Source organism: Stenotrophomonas sp. Iso1 (genome assembly GCF_027497995.1).
Classification (GTDB): domain Bacteria; phylum Pseudomonadota; class Gammaproteobacteria; order Xanthomonadales; family Xanthomonadaceae; genus Stenotrophomonas.
Window position 1 is genome coordinate 591,599 of record NZ_JAODBT010000001.1, and the last position, 19,934, is coordinate 611,532.

The following is a 19,934-nucleotide window of genomic DNA, read 5'->3' on the forward strand; positions in this document are numbered from 1 at the left end:
TGCTCAAGGCTGAATATACTGCGCCGTTTCTAGTCCCTGACCACCCCGGTGCAGGGAATGATGGGGTCAGGAGAAGACAATGCGAGTTCTCGTGCTCGGCGCCGGTGTGATCGGCACGACCAGTGCCTGGTATCTGCGGCAGGCCGGCTATGACGTCACCGTCGTGGACCGCCAGCCCGCCCCGGCGTTGGAGACCAGCTTCGCCAACGCGGGCCAGTTGTCGTTCGGCTACACCTCGCCCTGGGCCGCGCCGGGTGTGCCGTTCAAGGCGATCAAATGGCTGTTCGAGGAACACGCACCACTGGCCATTCGCCCCACCCGTGACCTCAACCAGTACCGCTGGCTGTGGCAGATGTTGCGCAACTGCACCTCGGCCCGCTATGCGGTGAACAAGGCGCGCATGGTGCGCGTGTCCGACTACAGCCGCGACTGCATCAACGAGCTGCGCGCCGCCACCGGCATCAATTACGAAGGCCGCCAGCTCGGCACCACACAGTTGTTCCGTACCCAGCAGCAGCTGGACGCCGCTGCACAGGACATCCAAGTGCTGCGCGAATACGGCGTGCCGTATGAAGTGCTGGACCGCCAGGGCATTGCCCGTATCGAGCCGGCGCTGGCCGGCAAGACCGACATGCTGGTTGGCGCGTTGCGCCTGCCCGAGGACCAGACCGGCGATTGCCAGCTGTTCACCGACAAGTTGGCGGCGTTGGCGGCTGAAGCCGGCGTTGAGTTCCGCTTCGATCAGACCATTACATCGATCCAGCATGACGGTGACCGCATCACCGGTGTGCACATCAATGGCCAGTTGGAGACTGCCGACCATTACGTGCTGGCGCTGGGCAGCTATTCGCCGCAGTTGCTGGCGCCGTTGGGCATGCAGCTGCCGGTGTATCCGCTCAAGGGTTATTCGCTGACCCTGCCGATCATCGATGCGGCGATGGCGCCCAATTCGACCATCCTGGACGAGAGTTACAAGATCGCCATCACCCGTTTTGAAGACCGCATCCGCGTCGGCGGCATGGCTGAAGTGGCCGGCTTCGATCTGTCGCTGGAACCGCGCCGCCGCGCCACGCTGGAAAAGGTGGTCAACGACCTGTATCCCGATGGCGGTGATCTGTCCAAGGCCACGTTCTGGACCGGCCTGCGTCCGGCTACGCCGGACGGCACGCCAGTCATCGGCGCCACGCCGTTCCGCAACCTGTTCCTCAATACCGGCCATGGCACGCTGGGATGGACCATGGCCGCCGGCTCGGGCCGCTATCTGGCCGACCTGATGAGTGGCAAGTCGCCGCAGATCAGCAGCGAAGGCCTGGATATTTTCCGCTACGGCAAGGGGCAGCACTGATGCGCCCGGCACAGGCACTGATTGACCTGGAAGCGCTGCGTCACAACTACCGGCTGGCGCGCCAGTTGGGCGGTGGCAAGGCATTGGCGATCGTCAAGGCGGATGCCTACGGCCACGGCGCGGTGAGTTGCGCGCGCGCGTTGCAGGACGAGGCCGATGGCTTTGGTGTGGCCTGCATCGAGGAAGCGTTGGAGTTGCGTCAGGCCGGCATTCGCGGGCCGATCCTGCTGATGGAAGGGTTCTTCGATGCTGCCGAACTGCCGCTGATCGTCGAGCACGATTTGTGGACGGTGGTGTCTTCGCGGTGGCAACTGGAAGCGGTGGAAGCGTTCAAGACCGGCGCTACGCTGCGCATCTGGTTGAAGCTGGACAGCGGCATGCACCGCCTCGGTTTGTCGCCGGAAGAATTCCGCGATGCGCATGCGCGTTTGTCGGCGCTGCCGCAGGTCGCCCCGCTGGTGATGATGAGCCACCTGGCGCGTGCCGACGAACTGGACAGCAATCGCACGAAGGAGCAGCTGGACATCTTCAACCGCGCCATCGATGGCCTGGAAGGTGAAACCAGCCTGTGCAACTCGCCGGCACTGCTGGGTTGGCCGGAGGTGCGCAGCGACTGGGTGCGCCCAGGCCTGATGCTGTACGGCGCGGATCCTTTGTTCCCGCAACCCAGCCCGCACGCGGCGCAGTTGCGCCCGGTGATGACGCTGCAGTCGCGGGTGATCGCGGTACGCGAGTTGGCCGTGGGCGAACCGCTGGGCTATGGCGCGCGGTTTGTCGCCGAAAAGCCGACCCGCGTGGGGGTGGTGGCGATGGGCTATGCCGACGGCTACCCGCAGTTCGCACCGAACGGAACACCGGTGTTGATCGACGGCGTGCCGGGGCAACTGATCGGCCGTGTGTCGATGGATATGCTGACCGTCGATCTCACCGATCACCCGCAGGCCACACGCGGCAGCATCGTGCAGCTGTGGGGCAACGCGCCGACGATTTCCGAGCTGGCGCCGCGCTGCAATACCAGTGCGTACCGGCTGCCGTGCAGTCTCAAGCGCACACCGCGCGTGTACCTCTCCGAGTAAAGGAAAGGGCCGCAATGCGGCCCTTTCTGTATTCACCTGCAGAGAGGCAGTAGAGCGGAGCCATGTTCCGCCGAAGCGTTATCAATGGCGCGCTCGGCCCTATCGGTGCCTGCTGTTACAGCCCGGCGGTACTGCGCTCGGGCCGCAGCTCGCGGCGTACCCAATCGTCGAGCAGGCGCTTTTCGTAACGCAGCGGGTCGGTATTGTTCGGCAGCGCGCTGTTGAACAGATAGCCGGTGTCCGACAGCTTGCGCTCGCCCTGGTCGATCACCTGGCCAGTGGCATCGGTCAGGGTGAACTGCAGGCTGATACGCGGCGGGTAGATGTCGCGCATGAAACGCACGTCATTGAAGTTGGGGCCATGCCACGGCTCGTAGTCGCCAGCACGTTTGATGTCGGTGATGGTCACGTCAAGCTTCTGGCCGTCGGGCAATTGCTTGCTGGCTTGCTTGCGCAGATGTTCGGCCAAGGTTTCCACCCAGTCACCGCGCTGGGCTTCCCAGCGGTTGCGGCTCTGGCGCAGCTCGGTGAACTGGGCAGGGTCGTTCCACTGCACCTGCACCGGTCCCTCTGCTGCCAGTGCACGGGGGGCTTCGGGGTCGGCTACGTTTCGCGGCTTGGCGTCGGCGCTGCCCACGGCAAGCAGGCAGGCCAAGGCAAGTCCAGTCACGGTAAGGGTTTTCATGACGAACTCCTATGGCTTGAATGAGTACCCACAGTGTGGGCCTGCATGCCGAACGGGGCAATGAATGGTGGCGGTAGCGGCGGCGTGGAGTTGCGCGATGGTTCATCATCACACTCCGTAAATCGCCTGCTGCCCAGACTTTCGTGCGAACCAGAGAACTCCTGCCCCGTCGCTCATTCTTCCTACATGCTCCCCCTCAATAGCGAACCACCGCTGACCCTGACCGCCCTGGCAGAAGAAGATCTGGGCAACACCTCCCTCTATCGGGAAGTGTTCGACGCCGTGGGCTCGGGCTTCTGTGTGATCCAAATGGTGTTCGAGGAAGACCGTGCGGTGGATTTCATCTACCACAAGGTCAATGCGGCATTTGAACGGATCACCGGGCTGATGGGCGCCAAGGGGCGCAGTGCGCGTGAGGTGCTGCCCGGGCTGGAGGAATACTGGTTCCGCGTCTTGGGCCGGGTCGCCACGGAAGGTGTGATGGCCCAGTTCGAGCGTGAGGTAGCGCAGCTGGGGCGCTGGTACTCGGTGGAGGCGGTGCGCATTGGTGCGCCGGACAAGCTGCAGGTAGCGGTGTTGTTCTTCGATATCTCCGCACGCAAGCGTATCGAGACTGACCTTGCCGAAAGCGAGGCGCGTTTCAGCGCATTGGCCGATGGCCTGCCGATGCCGGTGTGGGTGCTGGACGACCTGGGTCATGTGCGCTTTGCCAACACGGCGTTCACCACGTTCTTTGGCATCGTCCAGGACAGCGACCTTGGCCCGCGTTGGTGGCGGAAGCTGTTGCACCCCGACGAGCTTGCGCCGTTCGAGTACGAGCTGCAGGCCGCGCTGGTGGAACGCCGCGAGCTGCATATCAACGTGCGTGTGCGCCGCCACGATTGGCAATGGCGCTGGCTCGAAATGAACGCGGTGCCGCGCTTCTCGCACGATGGCCGCTTCATCGGCTTGGCTGGCAGCAGCCCGGACATCACCGAGCGCCGTGAAATTGAAATGGCCCGCGAAGAGTTGCTGGAAGCCGAGCGTGCTGCACGCAACACCGCCGAGGGCATGGCGCGGATGAAGGACGAGTTCCTTGCCACGCTGTCACATGAGTTGCGCACGCCGCTGACCACCATCCTGGGCTGGAGCGAACTGCTGCTGCAGCGCATGGAAGATGACCATCCGATGCGACGTGGCATGGAGGTGATCGCCAGCAGCGCCATCACCCAGAAGAATCTGATGTCGGACATGCTCGACCTGAGCAGCATGTTGTTGGGCAAGGTGCAGCTGGAAGTGGAAGTGCTGAATCTGGCCGAGCAGGTGCGCGAAGCGGTGCGTGCGCAGGAACTGGTGGCCGAAGGCAAGGCGCAGACCTTGCGTGTGGTCACGCCTGACCGGCCCTGCCCGGTATTGGGCGACGCCACGCGCCTGCGCCAAGTGCTGTCGAACCTGCTGTCCAACGCCATCAAGTTCACACCGGTCGATGGCCACATCGAGGTTGAGTTGTGGAAGGACGACGGCTATTACGTCGTGCAGGTGCACGACAACGGTGACGGCATCGCGCCGGAGTTTCTGGAGCATCTGTTCAGCCGTTTCAGCCAGGCCGATGGCACCACCACACGCCGTTACGGTGGGTTGGGGCTGGGCTTGGCGATCGTGCAGCAGTTGACCGAACTGCACGGCGGTACGGTTTCGGCCGACAGCGCTGGCGCCGGGCGCGGGGCGACGTTCCGTGTGCGTCTGCCCGAGTTCCAGGTACAGAAAGCCGTGGGCCGTCCTCGACGCCGGGTACAGCGCGGCCGCATCAGTGATCAGGTGGTGGCGGCCAACGCATTGCAGGGCGTGCGGATTCTGGCGGTGGAAGATCAACCGGACATGCTCGGCTACATCCGCCGTGTGCTGGAAGAGCAGGGCGCGTCGGTGGTCATTTCGGCCTCGGCGGCCGAGGCGCTTGAGCTGCTCGACCTGCGCGGGCACACCGCTTTCGACGTGCTGATCAGCGATATCGGCATGCCAGGCATGGACGGCTACGGCTTGGTGCATACCCTGCGCGAGACCATGGGCGTGCCCGGTGACGAACTGCCGGCGGTGGCGGTGACCGCGCTGGCGCGGGCTGACGACCGCAAACGCGCGTTTTCGGCGGGCTTCCAGGGCCACATCGCCAAACCCTATAGCGTGGCCCAGTTGGTGGGCGCCATCCGCGACGCCCGCCTGCCCTGATTTTCTTTGCATGAAGTTCACGCGCGACGGGGGTAGTGTGACCACGGTCACCCGCGAAACCTGTCATGGCCCAGTACGCGCCCCACGTCTACAGCGATCCGATGACGATCGCGCTGCTTGAAACCCTGGCGGGTGAACTGCCGGTACAAGCGCGGGTGATGTTGGTGCTGGATGACGGCGCCCGCGTTGCCGGCACCGTGACAATGCGGCCGGTCTTGCAGCATTTTGCCGACTGCGACGAGTGCCCCGGGGTGAATGCCACGGTGCGTCTGGACGATCTGGTCCGCATCTCCCAGCAACACATGCTGTGGCTGGACAGCGTGCGGCAGGTGCTGCGGCTGCCGGTGGCTGAGGCGCCGTAAGGGCGCTGGTAGTGGCGGGCCAGGGGCGTTTTTCGTTGCGGCAGGCCGATAAAGCCCCTTCGGGCATGGCTCGGCACGGCGCAGGTCTGCCCATTTCGGCCCCGTACGGGCCCGGTTGGGGCCACGCCGGTAGAATGGACGCCCCGTTTGACCAAGTATCGGCATGCCCGCTCCATACGACGCCCCGCTGGAAACCCTGTTCCTTCCCTTCTCCGCCTCCAACCTGCGCTGGCCGCAGGGGCCGGTGTTGTTCCTGCGCGCCCGCGATGGTTGGCCGCTGGGCGAGCACGCCAGCGCCTCGCAGCTGGTCTGCGCGCAAAGCTTCCGCCCCTTTGCCGAGGCGCTGGAGCGCAGCGGCTGGGAGGTGCGCAGCGAACAGGTGCTGGAGGAATCCAGCGAGCGCTATCCGCTGGTGCTGGTGCTGCCACCCCGGCAGCGCGACGAAGCCCGCGCCCTGTTTGCCCGCGCGCTGGAAATGGTGGCGCCCGGTGGCCAGATCGTGGCCTGTCAGTCCAACAACGAAGGCGCGCGCTCCGGCGAAAGCGATCTGCAGCAGTTGGCTGGGCTGGGCGGCAAGCTGACCAAGAACCACTGCCGCACCTATTGGACTGCGCCGCAGGACGGCAGCCATGACGAAGCCCTGCGCAAGCGCTGGGCGGCGCTGGATGCCGAGCGCCCGATCCTGGACGGGCGTTTCCACAGCCGTCCGGGCGTGTTTGCCTGGGACCGCATCGATCCGGCCTCGGCGCTGCTGGTCGAACAGTTGCCGGACACACTGGCTGGCCGCGGTGCCGATCTTGGCGCTGGCTGGGGCTACCTGTCGGCGGAAGTGCTGGCACGTTGCCCGAAGGTCACCGCGTTGGACCTGTACGAAGCCGAGGCACGCGCGCTGGCGCTGGCCCGCCGCAACCTGGCGGGCAGCACCGCGCAGCTCGGCTTCCGTTGGCAGGATGTCACCGCCGGCATCGACGGCCGCTACGACTTCATTGTTTCCAACCCGCCGTTCCACACGCCGGCGCGCGAAGACCGGCCAGATATCGGCCGGCGTTTCATCGCCGTGGCCGCAGAAGCACTGCGCCCGGGTGGGCAGTTGTTCATGGTGGCCAACCGCCACCTGCCGTACGAGCAGATCCTCAACGAGAGCTTCGGCAAGGTGCACGTGGCCGCCGAGCGTGATGGCTTCAAGGTCATCGTCGGTACTCGCGGGGGGCGTGCGTGAGGCTGGTCAAGCTGATTGCCAACCTGGGTTATGGCAGCCGCAAGCAGGTGCAACAGATGTTCCGCGAAGGCCGCATCACCGACGCCGACGGCGAAGTGCTGTATGCCGACGACAAGGTGGAGCATGAGGCGATACGCGTTGACGGCGAGCCGCTGGATCCGCCGGTGGGCATGATCCTGATGCTGCACAAGCCAGCCGGTTACACCTGTTCGACCAAGGACCAGGGCCGGCTGATTTACGACCTGCTGCCGTCACGTTTCCGCGATCGCGCGCCGGTGTTGTCCACCGTGGGCCGGCTGGACCGCGACACCAGCGGCATGCTGCTGCTCACCGATGATGGCGCGTTGTTGCACCGGATCATCTCGCCCAAGTCCAAACTGTCCAAGGTCTATGAGGCCGAGTTGGCACAGGACCTGAGCGGCAACGAAGTGGCGTTGTTCGCCAGTGGCACCTTGCTGCTGGAATCGGAAAAAACCCCACTGTTGCCGGCCGATCTGACCATCCACGATCCGCGCCACGCGCAGCTGGTGCTGCATGAAGGGCGCTATCACCAGGTGCGCCGCATGTTTGCTGCCACCGGCAATCACGTGGCCACACTGCATCGCAGCCGCATCGGCGGGCTCAGCCTGGATGGGCTGGAAGAAGGCCACTGGCGGATGCTGACCGCCACCGATCTGGACACCTTGTTCGCTGCATGAACACCCTCACTGCGCTGCCGTTCTTTCCTGATGCCGTCATCTTCGACATGGACGGTTTGATGATCGACAGCGAGCGGGTGTCGGTCGCCTGCTGGAGCCAGGCCGCCGAAGAATTCGGCCTGGTGCTGGAGCGTTCGTTCTTCCTGGGCATGGTCGGTTTTGGCGACCGCGATTGCCGCGCCATGCTGCGGCAGCATCTGGCCGATGACGCACAGGTCGATGCGATGACCGAGCGTTGCCACCTGTTGTACGACGAACGCACGCACGCCGGCCTACCGTTGCGCCCGGGCATCGTCGAACTGCTGGAACTGCTCAAGGCGCACGACATTCCACGCGCGGTAGCTACATCCACGCGGCAGCCGCGTGCGGATCGCAAACTGGATGCAGCGGGTTTGTTGCCGTATTTCCATGCGGTGGTGACCAGCAGCGATGTATCGCGACCGAAGCCCGCGCCGGACATCTACCTGCTCGCCGCACAGCGGTTGGGGCATGCGCCGGCACGTTGCCTGGCGTTGGAAGATTCACCGGCCGGCATCCGTGCGGCACTGGGCGCGGGTATGACGGCCATCCAGGTGCCGGATCTGGTGCATCCGGATGATGCCTTGCGTGCACTGGGCCATCGCATTGCCGGCTCGCTGCATGACGTGCGTCAGTTGTTGCAGCCATGGTTGAGCAAAGCTCCGCTCGCAGCGCTGTAGTCGGCGTCCGCAATGCCATCATTGCAGGCGCAGCGTCAGTGATTTTTTTTACTTTGTAGAAGCGGCATGACGCTTGGCGATCACTTGCCGCGCTCACGCGTGCAGAGAGTGCGCATACGGGCCGCGTAGAAGAACATCGGCGGCGTCCGTTGCGAAGCGGGCGATAGCGCCGGTCAAAGGCTCACCTGCAATTTCATTGTGTGTGGCAACAGCGGCATTGACCGCGCTGCGCGATTCACGCCGCTCCTGCAATGGAGCGGCGTAACCGATGCGCTTCAGCCTTGCAGCTGCGGCGGGAAGCCAGCGGCGTCCAATACCTGAGTGATGCGTTCGGCCGACTCGGTCGTCTGGATCTGCACGATCCGGTTTGGCACATCGATTTCCACTGTGGCTGCCGGATCTATTTCCTTCACCGCCGCCGTCACGCTGCGTGCGCAGCCGCCGCAGGTCATGCTTTCAATATGCAATTTCATGGGGTGTCTCCGTTGGGTATGAGCGCAGGATGCGGGTTGCCATCATGGCAAGGTCAATAGGGCGGGCGCGAAAGAGAAGGAGTGAGCAGAGGCAATGACAACAGGAAAGCCTGGCTTGGGCCGCCTCACGCGACTGCTTACTGTTCACCCACTTCGTGCCCCTTGACCTTCCCTTCATGGGAAGCTTTACCGTGGCTGCAACGGTAAACAGGCGGAGACAATCCGATGACGAGCACGGCCGATGTGGGCAAGACAACAGGCGCCCCGCAGATGGAAGATCTGGTGATTGAAGGCATGACCTGCGCGTCCTGCGTGGGTCGGGTGGAGCGGGCGCTGGCAGCGGTGCCGGGGGTGAGCAGGGCCAATGTGAATCTGGCCACCGAGCGCGCCAGTGTGCAGACCGACGGCAACGTGGCGCGCGAGGCACTCGTGCAGGCCATTCGCAAGGCGGGTTACGAAGTCACCGCGTCCGTGCCGGTGGAGCTGGAAATCGAAGGCATGACCTGCGCGTCCTGCGTGGGGAGGGTGGAGCGTGCACTGTTGGCAGTGCCCGGCGTGCAGTCGGCCAGCGTCAACCTCGCCACCGAGCGTGCCACGGTGCAGGGCGGTGCCTCGCCGGCCGCATTGGTGGCTGCCATCGCCAAGGCGGGCTACACCGCCCGCATGCTTGATCGTGCGGTCAGCAATGAAGACGCACAGGCCCAGCGCCACGCCGACGAACTGCGCGTGCTCAGGCGCGATCTGCTGCTGGCCACGGTGTTGACCTTGCCGGTATTCCTGTTGGAAATGGGTGGGCATCTGGTGCCGGCCTTCCACCATTTCATCGCGTCCACGCTGGGCATGCAGAACAGCTGGCTGCTGCAGTTCGTGCTGACCACGTTGGTGCTCGTGTTCCCGGGCCGTCGCTTCTACGAGAAGGGCATCCCTGCATTGCTGCGTGCTGCGCCGGACATGAACTCGCTGGTCGCGGTGGGCACGCTGGCTGCTTTTGGCTTCTCGCTGGTGGCTACCTTTGTGCCGCGTCTACTACCGGCCGGCACCGTGAATGTGTATTACGAAGCGGCGGCGGTGATCGTCACGTTGATCCTGCTCGGCCGCGTGCTGGAGGCGAAGGCCAAAGGACGTACGTCGGAGGCCATCAAGCGCCTGCTCAAGCTGCAGGCCAAGACCGCCCGCGTGCGTCGCGATGGCAGCGTGGTCGAGCTGCCGCTGGATCAGATCGCCAGTGGCGACGTGATCGACGTGCGCCCGGGCGAGCGCATCGCGGTGGATGGCGAGGTGATTGACGGCGACAGTTATGTCGATGAGTCGATGATCAGCGGCGAGCCGGTGCCGGTGCAGAAAACACCCGGCAGCACCGTTGTCGGCGGCACTGTCAATCAAACCGGCACGCTGGGCGTGCGTGCCACCGCCGTGGGCGGTGCCACCGTGCTGGCGCAGATCATCCGGCTGGTGGAACAGGCGCAGAGCGCCAAGCTGCCGATCCAGACTTTGGTGGACCGCATCACCCTGTGGTTCGTGCCGGCGGTGATGGTTCTGGCGGTACTGACGTTCCTGGTGTGGTTGCTGTTGGGGCCGGACCCGGCGCTGACCTTCGGCCTGGTCAACGCGGTGGCGGTGCTGATCATTGCCTGCCCGTGTGCGATGGGCTTGGCGACGCCGACCTCGATCATGGTCGGCACCGGGCGCGGTGCTGAGCTGGGCGTGTTGTTCCGCAAGGGCGAGGCGCTGCAGCTGCTCAAGGAAGCGCAGGTGGTGGCGGTGGACAAGACCGGCACATTGACCGAAGGCCGCCCGCTGCTGACCGACCTGCAACTGGCCGATGGCTTCACGCGCGGCGACGTGTTGGCCAAAGTGGCGGCGGTGGAAGACCGCTCCGAGCACCCCATCGCCCGAGCCATCGTCAACGCCGCGCAGCAGGACGGCCTGCAACTGCCGGCCGTGGACGCGTTTGAATCGGTCACCGGCTATGGCGTGCGGGCGCAGGTGCAGGGCGTGCGCGTGGAAGTGGGCGCGGACCGCTTCATGCAGTCGCTGGGCCTGGATGTGGCGGTGTTCGCTGCCGTTGCCAAGCAACTGGGCGAAGAGGGCAAGTCGCCGTTATATGCCGCCATCGATGGGCAGCTGGCGGCAATCATCGCCGTGTCCGATCCGATCAAGCACGACACTCGCGCCGCCATTGCCAGCCTGCATGCGTTGGGCCTGAAGGTGGCGATGATCACCGGTGACAACCGCCGCACCGCCGAGGCTATCGCCCGTCAGCTGGGTATCGACGAGGTAGTGGCCGAAGTATTGCCGGAGGGCAAGGTGGACGCAGTGCGCCGGCTCAAGGCGGCGCATGGCCGTCTGGCGTATGTGGGCGACGGCATCAACGACGCCCCGGCATTGGCCGCTGCCGATGTTGGCATGGCCATCGGCACCGGCACCGACGTGGCCATTGAAGCGGCCGACGTGGTGCTGATGTCGGGCAGCCTGCAGGGCGTGCCCAATGCCATCGCGCTGAGCAAGGCGACCATGGGCAACATCCGCCAGAACCTGTTCTGGGCGTTCGCCTACAACACCGCGTTGATCCCGGTTGCGGCGGGTGTGTTGTATCCGTTGTGGGGCATGCTGTTGTCACCGGTGTTCGCTGCCGGTGCGATGGCGTTGTCTTCGGTATTCGTACTGGGCAACGCGCTGCGGCTCAAGCGCTTCCAACCGCCGCAGGCACAGGCATGAAGGAGATGACGATGCACGACGGCATGAACATCGGCCAGGCCGCCAAGGCCACTGGCCTGTCGGCCAAGATGATCCGCTACTACGAAGACACCGGCCTGTTCGGGCCGGTGGCACGCACTGAAGCGGGCTATCGGATCTACAACCCGCGCGACATCCACACGCTGGGTTTCATCAAGCGTTCGCGCGACATGGGCTTCAGCGTCGAGCGCATCGGTGAACTGCTGCAGCTGTGGCAGGACCGTTCGCGGCATAGCGCTGACGTCAAGCGCATGGCGCTGGAGCACGTGCAGTTGCTCCAACAGCGCATCGCCGAACTGCAGGACATGGTGCGCACGGTGCAGGCACTGGCCGAATGCTGTGCCGGTGACGACCGCCCGGATTGCCCGATCCTGCGTGATATCGAAACCGGCGTGCCGCTGCTGGCCGAACCGATGTCGACCCAGTTTGGTACAGGTGGCAAACCCAGGCCGCGGCATTGAACGTGTGCGTCTGACAGGCCTGAACAAAGTGCAACGCGCATGAGCGTCGCGCGTGCCAGAAAACACCTGAATACAAGCCTAAAAAAACGATTTCAGCGGGGGTGCGGTTTCAGGGTGTGTTGGGGTGCATAACGGAAAACTTACATCCGGACGCAGGCAGTGAATTTACTGCCGTGCCATCAAGACGTAATCCAGAGGTGTACCCCCATGAAGAATTCGCTGATTGCCCTGGCGCTGGTTGCCGCCCTTCCGTTCGCCGCTTCGGCTGCTGACGGCCTGTCCTACAACTATGCCGAAGCCGATTACGCCAAGACCCAGGCTGACGGCGATGCCGAAGGTTGGGGCGTCAAGGGTTCCTACGCATTCCACCCGAACTTCCACGCCTTCGGCGAGTTCACCCGCCAGGAAATCGATCGCACCAACATCGAGTTCGACCAGTGGCGCGTCGGCGCAGGTTTCAACAAGGAAATCGCCCCGACCACCGATTTCGTTGCTCGCGTGGCCTACGAAAAGTTCGACCCGCGCAAGAATGCCGGTCTGGATTTTGAAGGCTACAGCGCTGAAGCCGGTGTTCGCACCGCATTCGGCCAGCACGCCGAGGTTTATGCCATGGCTGGCTACGAAGACTTCACCAAGAAGCACGGCATCAACCCGGAAGGCGAGTTCTACGGTCGCCTGGGTGGCCAGGTGAAGTTGAACCAGAACTGGGGCATCAACGGCGACATCAAGATGAACCGTGATGGCGACAAGCAGTGGACCGTGGGTCCGCGCTTCAGCTGGTAAGACGCCCAAGCGTCATGCAGCAAGGAAAGGCCCGGCAATGCCGGGCCTTTCTGCGTTTGGGGGAAGGGCGGTGTTCTGATTTTTCAAGGTAAAGCGCCCTCACCCCAACCCCTCTCCCGCGTGCGGGAGAGGGGCTTTGAACGTCCAGTGCCCCGCGGATGCTTGATGCCTGCCCTCTCTCGTATGAGGGAGAGGGGCTTTGAACGTCCAGTGCCCGGCGATGCTTGATGCCTCCCCTCTCCCGCGTGCGGGAGAGGGGTTGGGGTGAGGGCAGCTCTTGCCCTTGTCCCCAGCTCGCTGTCATCCACTCGTAACCAAACTGCAGCATCGTGCGCAGCGACCGGTATCAGCCGGAAGGAATCGCCGTCATGAAGATCCGCCTGTTTCTCATCGTTTCACTTCTGCTAACCACGCCTTTGGCCTGGGCGCAGCGGGATTACCAGCCCATCGAACAACGTCTGAGTGCCGAACAGCTCCAACAGGTGGGACTGAGCGCGCAGCAGCTGCAGTTGCTCAACCACATGCTCAGCGCGGCGCAGGCCGCGGCCCCAACGCAAGAGGAGAGCCCTGAGGCCGTGCAACTGATGCATATCGGGCTGGAAGAAGGCCCCGTGCACAGCAAGGTGCAGGGCGCGGTGGACGGCTGGGAACCGGGCACACTGTTCGTGCTGGAGAACGGCCAGCAGTGGAAGGTGCTCAAGGGCCAGATGCGCCTGCGCCAGACGCTGCAGTCACCGGAGATCGAGGTCGTGCCGGGTATCGCCGGGCGCTGGTTCCTGCAGGTGGATGAAGACCTGCCCAAGGCACGGGTTTACCGCGTGCGTTGAGGCGTCAACAGGTCGGCCTGCGTGTACATCCCTTCTCCCGGTGGGAGAAGGGATCAGACCAGAATCAACCCGCCGGGCGCACGCGCTGGGTCAAACCCTTCAGAAAATTGCGCAGGGCCTGGTCGCCGCAGTCGCGGTAATTCTTGTGGTCCGGCTGGCGGAAAAGGGCCGACAGCTCCGGCTTTGACATTGGGAAACCCGCTGCCTCGAACACCGCGTGCATGTCCACATCCTTCAGCTCGAAGGCCACGCGCAGCTTCTTCAGCACCACATTGTTGGTGATGCGTTGCTCCGGCGCGCGCTGCGGCTGTGACTCATCGCGACCTCGGTAGTGGTAGATCAGGCCGTCGAGGAAGCGCGACAGCACGGCGTCGGGGCATGCTACGAACAGCGGCTCCTCGTCCTTGCGCAGGAAATCGTGCACCTGGGAGGCGTCCACGTCGAATGAGGCGTCAGCCAGGTGAATGGTGTCCACCACCATGCTGTCGCTCAGATCGAGCATGTAGCGGATGCTACGCAGTACGTCGTTGTTGATCATTGCCACTCCGGAACAACCGCACGGGACCGTCCGGCGGCCGCATAGTGTAACGCTGCCCCCGGTGGCGGCCGTCTACAATTGCCCGGGTTGGCTGAAACGCATTCAGCTGCAATACGTTCACCAGGAACACGCCCCATGCGCCCCATGCGCCCCGTTGCCTTTGTTGCGCTTTCTGCGGGGGCCCTCCCGCAGCCCCTGACCAATGAGCGCCGTGTGCGTCGTTATTGCCGCTCTGCAGGGCGCACTGGCAGGGCGCGGATGCACTGCCCATGAGCCTGCGCGCGATCCTGCACCTGTGTCTGCATGCAGCGATTCCGGCACTGTTGGCCTGGCTGTTCTGGCGGCCACAGTTCGTCAAGGCATGGATGCTGATGTTGTTGGGTTGGGTGATCGATCTGGATCACCTGCTGGCCGACCCGATCTATGCGCCGGACCGCTGCAGCATCGGTTTCCATCCGCTGCATACCGCGCCGGCCATCGTGCTCTATGCCGGGTTGACCATACCCCGACGCACGCGTCTGTTTGGTATCGGCCTGTTGTTGCACATCACGCTGGATGCCATCGACTGCGTATGGATGCGCTGCAGTTCGTAGGGCAGGGAGCGGGGAACAGGAATCGTGCGGCGGGAGCGCTGTCAGGCTCCGTTGGGGCCTGTCGTTGCTGCGTTATGCCAAAGGCGGCTTGATCTGGCCGGAGGCGTAGCGCTTACCAGCCGTGCCACGGGCCCGGGCCGAATCCATATGGCGTCATGCCATCGCCTTTGCTGACGTGGATGTTCACGTCCACGCGGCGGGTATTGCCTTCATCGGTGGTGTAGTTCTTGCCCAGGTTCAGGTCCACCGCGCTCCAGTGGCTGTTGCCGTAGGCCTTGGAGTAGCCGATACCGGTGCTGACTGCGCCATGCACCTGCAGCTTGTCGTCAACGACAACATCACCGGACGGTGAGTCCTTGGAAGGCGGGCGACGGCCGCTGCGATCGCCGTAAAAAGTGCCCGGTGCATCGGACTGGTAGGACGGATCGCCGAGGTATCGGACCGGCGCCTGCGGCACGCTCAGGTCCAAGGCGCCCGGGGTGGTGGCCTGCGCCATCGCTGTGGCCGGGGCCAGCACCAGTGCGAGGATCAGTGATGTTCGGATCACGGCAACCACTCCAGTACACATGCCGTGCCGCGGATGGCAAGGCTGATTGCACGCTAGCAGAAAAGGCTTGAATGATCCCTGTCGCCCAGCAGGGTCAATCCAGCCGGGCGAACGAGAACAAAGCTTTCAACGGATGGGGCCGTTTCTCGATGGCCGCACGGACGATGCCGGCGCCGGTCATCGAGTAGGTGATGCCGTTGCCGCCATAGGCCATGGCGAAATGCACGCGGGGGCCCCATTGCCGGTGCGGTCCGAAGAACGGCAGGCCGTCCGGGGTTTCGGCAAAGGTGCCGGCCCAGGCAAAAGCCGGCGTCAACGGCAGTTGGGGGAACAGCTTGCCAACCTTGCCTGCCAGCGTGCGCGCCTTGGTATCCACGCGTGCATCGCGGCGGGCGGGTACATCCAGTGCGTCGTCTTCGCCGCCCACCAGCAGTCGGTTGTCGGCGGTGCTGCGCAGGTAGAGATACGGGTGCGCGGTTTCCCACAGCATCGTGGTGCGCAGCGGGCCAAGTGCTTCTTCGGTGAGTGGGTCGGTGACGAACGCGTAGCTGCTGCGGTTGCGCGCCACGCGCGAGTCGAGCCAGTGCTGGCTGGCATAGCCGGCGGCCATCACCAGATGTTTGCAACGGATGCGCATGCCGTCGCTGCTGCGTGCATGCACCTGCCGGGTAGTGGCTTCCAGCGCGGTGATGCGGGTGCGGTCGAAGACTTGGCCGCCCTGTCGCTGCAGGCGAGCCAGCAGGCGGTAGGTCATCCGGTAGGGGTCCATGCGCGCGGCCAAGTCGCTGAGGATGGCGCCCGGCGCGTTGAAGCCGTGGTCCGCGTGCACACCGGCCGCATCCCGCCAATGCACGGCAAAACCATGTTTACGGCGCAGTTCGTACTCGTCGATGAGCCCGCTCAGGTCGCGGGTGCGGCTGGCGTAGTACAGGCTGTCGGCGGGCTGGAAATCCACCTTGCCGACCTGCCGCGCCAGTTGCCGCAGTTGCCCGATGGCTTCGGCACAGGCGCGATAGGCCAACAGCGCATGATCCAGCCCATAGCGTCGCGCAAGCACCTGCATCGGCGTGTCGATTTCGTACTGCAGCAGGGCGGTGCTGGCGGCGGTGGAGCCCCAGCCGATGTCGCGCTGCTCGACCACCACCACGTCGTGCCCATGCTGGCCGAGATGGTCGGCGATCAGCGCGCCCGTGATGCCGCCGCCGATCACCAAAACATCGCAATGCAGATCGCGCTCCAGCTGGGGGAACGCCTGCATCAGGCCGTTGCGTACAGCCCAGAACGGGTAGCCGCTCTTCAGATCCATGGGTTGATTACCAGCTCTGGCTCAGGCCGTGCGGTGCCCGGTGTGCGGGGTGTGGATCAGCTTGTCCACATCGAACCCCTGTTGGCGTGCATAGGCGATGTAATGCTGCCGTGTGGTCTCGTCCATTTCCGGCTGCCGCGCCAACAGCCACAGGTAGTGGCGGTCCGGGCTGCCGATCAGGGCCGTGCTGTAGCCGGCATCGAGCTGCATCACCCAGTAGTCGCCCTTGGTGAAGGGTATCCAGCGCAGGCCCTCGGGCAGGAAACTGACTTGCAGTCGGCTGTTGCTCGCGTCGATGGGGGTGGCCTGGCCGATGGCCTCTTCCTGCTTGCCCTTGTGCAGGCAGCGGTTCTGCACGCGCACGCTGCCGTCGTCGTTGAGCGAATAGAGTGCGCTGATATCGGTGGCGTCCTCTGGTTCATGACGCATGGGCAGACGGTCGATTTCGTACCAGGTGCCCAGGTAGCGCTGCAGATCTACTGACGGCACGGTGGGTAGTGGGGGATGCGGATTCACGAGGTCACCTGTTTGCGGTGGCGGCGATGCCGGGACACTTCCTATAGGCCAACGGCGGTGAAGAATCCGTTGCCTGGCGTGACGACGCGTATGGCCGTTGTTAGCGAGAGGGAGCAGCGAGAGGGCGTTACAGAGCGCTGTAAATTGATCATCGGGATGAACGTGAAATGGCGAGGGTTGCGCACGGGTTCGCAGGATCTGGACGCAGCCTGATCTATAGTCCCCGGCAGGCGCGGTGGTCCGTGCGATCCGGTGTGTTCCCTTGCTGAAATCCTGCCTTTCCCGGCCGCTGCGCGCGGTACTGTTCGCCATCGTCCTTACCGGCGTCAGCGTGCCCATGGCGACCGCATGGGCTACCCAGGACGCGGCCAGTGCCAATGCCATTACAACCACGCCGCAGGCACGCATCGAGCAGGCCTCACGTGTGCTGGATGCCGTCAAGCATGCGGTGGATGATGCGGATGCACCGGAAACACTGAAGACACTGAGCGAGCAGGCAAGCCAGGCGCAACGCGATGCCGAAGCCAGCGTGCAGGCATTGCAGCCGGAGCTGACCCAGCTGGATGCACGTATCTCGCAGTTGGGGCCGGTGCCGGAAGGCGGTGAGGACCGCGATATCGCCCGCCAGCGCAAGGCATTGGATCTGCAGCGCAGCCAGCTCAACAGCGATATCGCGCGCGGCAAATTACTTGCCGAAGACGCCAAGCAGGCAAGCGAGTCAATCGAAAAAATGCGTGCGCAGCAGTTTGGCGAACAGCTCGGCCGCAAGGTGGGTTCGCCGTTGTCACCGGGGCTTTGGCGTCAGTTTTCGGAACATCTGCCCGATGATCTGAGCCGCTTCGATTCGCTGTACCGGCAGGCCAGCAACGGACTGCTGTTGGCGACGGCCAAACACGGCTGGACGGCACCGATCGTTGGCGTGGTGCTGGCCCTGCTGATGGTGTTCCCGCTACGTCTCTGGCTGCGCCATCTGGGCCGTCGCTATGCCGCCTCCGAGCGTGCGCCCGCCGGACGCCTGCGCCGCACGGGGCTGGCCGTGTGGCTGCTGCTGGTCGGCACGCTATTGCCGGGGCTGGCAGCGCTGGTGTTGGTCGGCAGTCTGCGGTCGATCTCGGCGATTGCGCCGCGCCTGGAAGCGGTGGCCGATACCTTTGTCGCTGCCACCTTCGTGGGTGCCTTCATCGCTGCGCTCGCGGCATCCCTGCTGGTGCCATCGCGGCCGTCGTGGCGGCTGTTCGACATTGACGACCTGGCGGCGACGCGGCTCCGTCGGTTTGCCTGGGGTGCGGCCTGGTTGACCTGGTTCACCATGCTGGTGCGCGACGTCAACCGCGCCGCGCGCACCTCGCAGGTGAGCACCATCACCCTCGATGGTCTGGTCGCCTTGACCTACGTCGCGCTGATCATGGGCATGCTGGTGACGCTGGCCGCGCTGCACCGGCGCCGTGCGGCGGCCGCAGCCGAAGCCGAACAGCAGGAAGACGCGGGCCGCGCACGGCCTGCCAAGGCGCCACGCAGCGGCTGGTTGGTGCTGGCACGGTTGGGTGGGCACCTGGCGGTGTTTGCCGCTCTTGCGGCAACGCTGTTGGGTTATCTGAACTTCGCGATGTTTGCCGCCCAGCAGATGGTGTGGGTGACGGTGGTGGTGTTGGCGACATCGTTGTTGATGAAGTTCGCCGATGATTTTGCCCTGTGGCTATTGGCGCCGGACAGCGTATTCGGCCGCACCCTGCGCCTGTCCACGGGCTTGCCGGGCGCGCGTCTGGAGCAGGGCGGCGTGCTGTTGTCGGCAACGCTGCGGATAGTGCTGGTGGTGTTGGGCATCACCGCTGTCGTGGCGCCCTTTGGCAACATCGGCATGCTGTATGGCGGGCTGGAGACACTGGCCGGCGGCGTGAATATTGGCGGCAAATTGCTACGGCCGTCAGCGGTGTTCTGGTCCATCGTGGTGCTTTTGTGCGGTTTGGCCGTGATGGGTGTGGTGCAGCGTTGGTTGGAAGACACCTACCTGCCCAAGACCGAGCTGGATACCGGCGCGCGCAATTCCATCAGCACCGTCGCGCACTACCTGGGGATCGTGTTGGCGGTGTTGTGGGCACTGGCCACGCTGGGGGTCGGCTTCGAGAAACTGGCACTGCTGGCCAGCGCGTTGTCGGTGGGTATTGGTTTTGGTCTGCAGGCGATCACCCAGAATTTCGTGTCTGGTCTGATCCTGCTGGCCGAGCGGCCGGTGAAGATTGGCGACTGGGTGAAGATCGGTGACCAGGAAGGCGACATCCGCCGCATCTCGGTGCGTTCGACCGAAATCCAGGTGGGCGACCGCTCCACGCTGATCGTGCCGAACTCGGAGTTGATCACCAAGACCATCCGCAACATGACCATGGCCAATGCACTGGGCCGCATCCAGGTTCAATTCTCGGTGCCGTTGGGTACCGATGTGGGCAAGCTGAGGCAGCTGCTGTTGGATATCTATCAAGCCAATGAGACCGTGCTCAATGAGCCAGCCCCGTCGGTGTTCATCGACTCGATCAGCGGTGGTCAGGTGGCGATCAACAGCTTTGGCTACGTGCCGACCGCGCGCAGTGTGTATGGCACGCGCAGCGAGCTGTTGTTCGAGCTGCTGCAACAGGCTGCTGCCAACGATATTGCGCTGGTGACGCCGACCGACATCCATCTGGTGCGTGCCCCCCAGGCGCCGTCGTAACGCACGATCCGCGTAGCCCGGGTATGCACCACGCACCCGGGCAATCATTGGCAGTGAAGGCGGCCGGTTTCATGCGGCCAGGCGACGCGGGCTGCGACGGTGGTGTGCTGCGGTGTCGTCAGAAGTTTTTGCCCGCCGCAGCCGGAATCAGTCCGGACGTCGCCG

At 64.3% G+C, this 19,934-nt stretch carries 19 protein-coding genes; 13 read left to right on the plus strand and 6 right to left on the minus strand.

Annotated features, from left to right (window positions below):
* Positions 1-79: 79 nt before the first annotated feature.
* Together PAN08_RS02365 and alr are read left to right on the plus strand one after the other, a co-directional pair.
* On the plus strand, positions 80-1,345 hold the full coding sequence (locus PAN08_RS02365) for a D-amino acid dehydrogenase (RefSeq protein WP_269789953.1): 1,266 nt from the start codon (positions 80-82) through the stop codon (positions 1,343-1,345).
* Positions 1,345-2,421 (plus strand): alanine racemase, encoded by a 1,077-nt coding sequence (gene alr / locus PAN08_RS02370; RefSeq protein ID WP_269789954.1) that lies wholly within the window; start codon positions 1,345-1,347, stop codon positions 2,419-2,421. The genes PAN08_RS02365 and alr overlap by 1 nt, the downstream gene beginning before the upstream one ends.
* Positions 2,422-2,536: 115 nt before the next feature.
* Here the strand turns inward: alr and PAN08_RS02375 are convergent, their stop codons facing one another.
* Positions 2,537-3,106 (minus strand): DUF3016 domain-containing protein, encoded by a 570-nt coding sequence (locus PAN08_RS02375; protein WP_269789955.1) that lies wholly within the window; start codon positions 3,104-3,106, stop codon positions 2,537-2,539.
* A gap of 309 nt (positions 3,107-3,415) precedes the next feature.
* Between PAN08_RS02375 and PAN08_RS02380 the strand changes: the two genes are divergently transcribed.
* The 5 genes from PAN08_RS02380 (at position 3,416) to PAN08_RS02400 (ending at position 8,285) form a co-directional block, all read left to right on the plus strand.
* A complete protein-coding gene (locus PAN08_RS02380; RefSeq protein WP_332840094.1) occupies positions 3,416-5,308 on the plus strand; it encodes an ATP-binding protein in 1,893 nt (630 codons plus the stop codon).
* Between the two features lie 65 nt (positions 5,309-5,373).
* Positions 5,374-5,670, plus strand: a complete 297-nt coding sequence (locus tag PAN08_RS02385; RefSeq protein ID WP_269789957.1) for a DUF3247 family protein — start codon at positions 5,374-5,376, stop codon at positions 5,668-5,670.
* Between the two features lie 163 nt (positions 5,671-5,833).
* Positions 5,834-6,889, plus strand: a complete 1,056-nt coding sequence (locus PAN08_RS02390; RefSeq protein ID WP_269789958.1) for a methyltransferase — start codon at positions 5,834-5,836, stop codon at positions 6,887-6,889.
* Positions 6,886-7,587, plus strand: a complete 702-nt coding sequence (locus tag PAN08_RS02395) for a pseudouridine synthase (protein WP_269789959.1) — start codon at positions 6,886-6,888, stop codon at positions 7,585-7,587. Before PAN08_RS02390 ends, PAN08_RS02395 begins: the two co-directional genes overlap by 4 nt.
* Positions 7,584-8,285, plus strand: a complete 702-nt coding sequence (locus tag PAN08_RS02400) for an HAD family phosphatase (RefSeq protein WP_269789960.1) — start codon at positions 7,584-7,586, stop codon at positions 8,283-8,285. Before PAN08_RS02395 ends, PAN08_RS02400 begins: the two co-directional genes overlap by 4 nt.
* A 275-nt stretch (positions 8,286-8,560) precedes the next feature.
* Here PAN08_RS02400 and PAN08_RS02405 read toward each other — a convergent pair whose 3' ends face one another.
* A complete protein-coding gene (locus PAN08_RS02405) occupies positions 8,561-8,758 on the minus strand; it encodes a heavy-metal-associated domain-containing protein (RefSeq protein ID WP_269789961.1) in 198 nt (65 codons plus the stop codon).
* A 225-nt stretch (positions 8,759-8,983) separates the two neighbouring features.
* Here PAN08_RS02405 and PAN08_RS02410 point away from each other — a divergent pair, with 225 nt between their 5' ends.
* The 4 genes from PAN08_RS02410 to PAN08_RS02425 all read left to right on the plus strand — a co-directional run bounded on the left by PAN08_RS02410 (position 8,984) and on the right by PAN08_RS02425 (position 13,565).
* On the plus strand, positions 8,984-11,476 hold the full coding sequence (locus PAN08_RS02410; protein WP_269789962.1) for a heavy metal translocating P-type ATPase: 2,493 nt from the start codon (positions 8,984-8,986) through the stop codon (positions 11,474-11,476).
* Between the two features lie 23 nt (positions 11,477-11,499).
* Complete coding sequence (gene cueR, locus PAN08_RS02415) at positions 11,500-11,955, plus strand: Cu(I)-responsive transcriptional regulator (protein WP_343237807.1); 456 nt, start codon at positions 11,500-11,502, stop codon at positions 11,953-11,955.
* Between the two features lie 207 nt (positions 11,956-12,162).
* Positions 12,163-12,738 carry an Ax21 family protein gene (locus PAN08_RS02420; RefSeq protein ID WP_269789964.1) on the plus strand — a complete coding sequence of 192 codons (576 nt, stop codon included), beginning with the start codon at positions 12,163-12,165 and terminating at the stop codon, positions 12,736-12,738.
* A gap of 368 nt (positions 12,739-13,106) precedes the next feature.
* Positions 13,107-13,565: a hypothetical protein gene (locus PAN08_RS02425; protein WP_269789965.1), complete on the plus strand. Its 459-nt coding sequence runs from the start codon at positions 13,107-13,109 to the stop codon at positions 13,563-13,565.
* A gap of 64 nt (positions 13,566-13,629) precedes the next feature.
* Here the strand turns inward: PAN08_RS02425 and PAN08_RS02430 are convergent, their stop codons facing one another.
* Positions 13,630-14,103, minus strand: coding sequence for a DUF1456 family protein (locus PAN08_RS02430; RefSeq protein ID WP_269789966.1), 474 nt, complete (start codon positions 14,101-14,103; stop codon positions 13,630-13,632).
* 269 nt (positions 14,104-14,372) lie between these two features.
* On the opposite strand from PAN08_RS02430, the gene PAN08_RS02435 reads away from it, so the two are divergent.
* On the plus strand, positions 14,373-14,696 hold the full coding sequence (locus PAN08_RS02435; protein WP_269789967.1) for a DUF6122 family protein: 324 nt from the start codon (positions 14,373-14,375) through the stop codon (positions 14,694-14,696).
* 112 nt (positions 14,697-14,808) lie between these two features.
* Here the strand turns inward: PAN08_RS02435 and PAN08_RS02440 are convergent, their stop codons facing one another.
* The 3 genes from PAN08_RS02440 to PAN08_RS02450 form a co-directional block, all read right to left on the minus strand.
* Positions 14,809-15,243, minus strand: a complete 435-nt coding sequence (locus tag PAN08_RS02440; RefSeq protein ID WP_269789968.1) for a hypothetical protein — start codon at positions 15,241-15,243, stop codon at positions 14,809-14,811.
* A gap of 94 nt (positions 15,244-15,337) precedes the next feature.
* Complete coding sequence (locus PAN08_RS02445) at positions 15,338-16,549, minus strand: FAD-dependent oxidoreductase (protein WP_269789969.1); 1,212 nt, start codon at positions 16,547-16,549, stop codon at positions 15,338-15,340.
* A 21-nt stretch (positions 16,550-16,570) separates the two neighbouring features.
* Positions 16,571-17,065, minus strand: coding sequence for a lipocalin family protein (locus PAN08_RS02450; protein WP_269789970.1), 495 nt, complete (start codon positions 17,063-17,065; stop codon positions 16,571-16,573).
* 337 nt (positions 17,066-17,402) lie between these two features.
* On the opposite strand from PAN08_RS02450, the gene PAN08_RS02455 reads away from it, so the two are divergent.
* Positions 17,403-19,769: a DUF3772 domain-containing protein gene (locus tag PAN08_RS02455; RefSeq protein WP_269791143.1), complete on the plus strand. Its 2,367-nt coding sequence runs from the start codon at positions 17,403-17,405 to the stop codon at positions 19,767-19,769.
* Positions 19,770-19,934: the final 165 nt, after the last annotated feature.

Bases quoted from the DNA above. Each gene is read 5' to 3' on its own strand.
- PAN08_RS02365 (WP_269789953.1), top strand. From the start codon at position 80: ATGCGAGTTCTCGTGCTCGGCGCCGGTGTGATCGGCACGACCAGTGCC.
- alr (WP_269789954.1), top strand. From the start codon at position 1,345: ATGCGCCCGGCACAGGCACTGATTGACCTGGAAGCGCTGCGTCACAAC.
- PAN08_RS02375 (WP_269789955.1), bottom strand. From the start codon at position 3,106: ATGAAAACCCTTACCGTGACTGGACTTGCCTTGGCCTGCCTGCTTGCC.
- PAN08_RS02380 (WP_332840094.1), top strand. From the start codon at position 3,416: ATGGTGTTCGAGGAAGACCGTGCGGTGGATTTCATCTACCACAAGGTC.
- PAN08_RS02385 (WP_269789957.1), top strand. From the start codon at position 5,374: ATGGCCCAGTACGCGCCCCACGTCTACAGCGATCCGATGACGATCGCG.
- PAN08_RS02390 (WP_269789958.1), top strand. From the start codon at position 5,834: ATGCCCGCTCCATACGACGCCCCGCTGGAAACCCTGTTCCTTCCCTTC.
- PAN08_RS02400 (WP_269789960.1), top strand. From the start codon at position 7,584: ATGAACACCCTCACTGCGCTGCCGTTCTTTCCTGATGCCGTCATCTTC.
- PAN08_RS02405 (WP_269789961.1), bottom strand. From the start codon at position 8,758: ATGAAATTGCATATTGAAAGCATGACCTGCGGCGGCTGCGCACGCAGC.
- PAN08_RS02410 (WP_269789962.1), top strand. From the start codon at position 8,984: ATGACGAGCACGGCCGATGTGGGCAAGACAACAGGCGCCCCGCAGATG.
- cueR (WP_343237807.1), top strand. From the start codon at position 11,500: ATGAACATCGGCCAGGCCGCCAAGGCCACTGGCCTGTCGGCCAAGATG.
- PAN08_RS02420 (WP_269789964.1), top strand. From the start codon at position 12,163: ATGAAGAATTCGCTGATTGCCCTGGCGCTGGTTGCCGCCCTTCCGTTC.
- PAN08_RS02425 (WP_269789965.1), top strand. From the start codon at position 13,107: ATGAAGATCCGCCTGTTTCTCATCGTTTCACTTCTGCTAACCACGCCT.
- PAN08_RS02430 (WP_269789966.1), bottom strand. From the start codon at position 14,103: ATGATCAACAACGACGTACTGCGTAGCATCCGCTACATGCTCGATCTG.
- PAN08_RS02435 (WP_269789967.1), top strand. From the start codon at position 14,373: ATGAGCCTGCGCGCGATCCTGCACCTGTGTCTGCATGCAGCGATTCCG.
- PAN08_RS02445 (WP_269789969.1), bottom strand. From the start codon at position 16,549: ATGGATCTGAAGAGCGGCTACCCGTTCTGGGCTGTACGCAACGGCCTG.
- PAN08_RS02455 (WP_269791143.1), top strand. From the start codon at position 17,403: ATGGCGACCGCATGGGCTACCCAGGACGCGGCCAGTGCCAATGCCATT.